Raw genomic sequence first — 1,199 nt, 5'->3', positions numbered from 1 at the left:
GGTAGTCCCCCCGAGAATTAGCGGTTGTTCAAGGTAGAATTTTCTAGCAGCAGGATCGACAGGAAATTTTGCATGAAAACGTCCAGATTCACGGAAAGCCAGATCATCGGGATTTTGAAGCAGGCCGAAGTCGGAACACCCGTTCCGGAGTTGTGCCGCGAGCACGGCATGAGCAGCGCGAGCTTCTACAAATGGCGCTCGAAATACGGCGGTATGGACGCGGCGCTGATGAGCCGGATGAAGGAGCTTGAGACGGAAAACGCCAGGCTCAAGAAGATGTACGCCGAGGAGCGACTCAAGGCCGAGGTGGTGCGCGAGGCGCTTGAAAAAAAGTGGTGAGGCCATCTCGTCGCCGCGAGATGGCCATCCGTGCAGTGAAGGATCGCGCAATGAGCGTACGGGCGGCCTGTGAGGCGTTTGGCGTAAGCGAGACCTGCTACCGCTACCAGGCAAAGCGTTGCGCGGAAAACAGCGTGATCGCTGAGTGGCTCGTGAAACTGACGCACAACCAGCGCAACTGGGGCTTTGGCCTGTGCTTCCTGTACCTGCGCAACGTCAAGGGCTTCGCCTGGAATCACAAACGTGTTTATCGCATCTATCGCGAGCTCGAGCTGAATTTGCGGATCAAGCCACGCAAACGGCTGGTGCGTGAGCAGCCTGAACCGCTGGCTGTGCCGCAGGCACTGAACGAGTGTTGGTCAATGGATTTCATGCATGATCAGCTCGCTGATGGGCGTAGCATCCGGCTGTTCAACGTGATCGACGACTTCAACCGGGAAGGCCTATGCATCGAGGTGGACTTCTCGTTGCCGGCGCTACGCGTTATCCGGTCCCTGGATCAGGTAATCGAGTGGCGCGGCAAACCGTCGAAGATCCGGTGCGACAACGGGCCGGAATATGTCAGTGATGCGCTCAGGGACTGGGCTGTTCGACGCGGCGTCGTTCTGCAGTTTATCCAGCCCGGCAAGCCGCAACAGAACGCGTACATTGAGCGTTACAACAAAACCGTTCGGTACGATTGGCTCGCTCATTACCTCTTCGAGACGGTGGCCGATGTTCAGGAGTATGCGACGAAGTGGCTGTGGTCATACAATCACGAGAGGCCGAACACGGCCATTGGCGGCGTACCGCCCAAACAGAAGTTGCCCATCGCGGCATGACCTCTACTTCTGAACTCCGTTAGAAGCGGGGGGACTACC

At 57.5% G+C, this 1,199-nt stretch carries 1 protein-coding gene; it reads left to right on the top strand.

The window, feature by feature from the left end; all coding sequences use genetic code 11:
* Positions 1-72 precede the first annotated feature (72 nt).
* Positions 73-1,160 (top strand): IS3 family transposase gene (locus tag FFS45_RS41510; RefSeq protein ID WP_137960356.1). Its coding sequence is split into 2 segments (ribosomal slippage): positions 73-325 and positions 325-1,160, totalling 1,089 coding nucleotides; the frame shifts between segments, so codons are not numbered across the junction.
* The last annotated feature ends 39 nt before the right edge of the window (positions 1,161-1,199 follow it).

Source organism: Burkholderia sp. 4M9327F10 (assembly GCF_005503145.1).
Lineage (GTDB): Bacteria > Pseudomonadota > Gammaproteobacteria > Burkholderiales > Burkholderiaceae > Paraburkholderia.
This window is presented reverse-complemented; position numbering and strand designations above follow the sequence as displayed.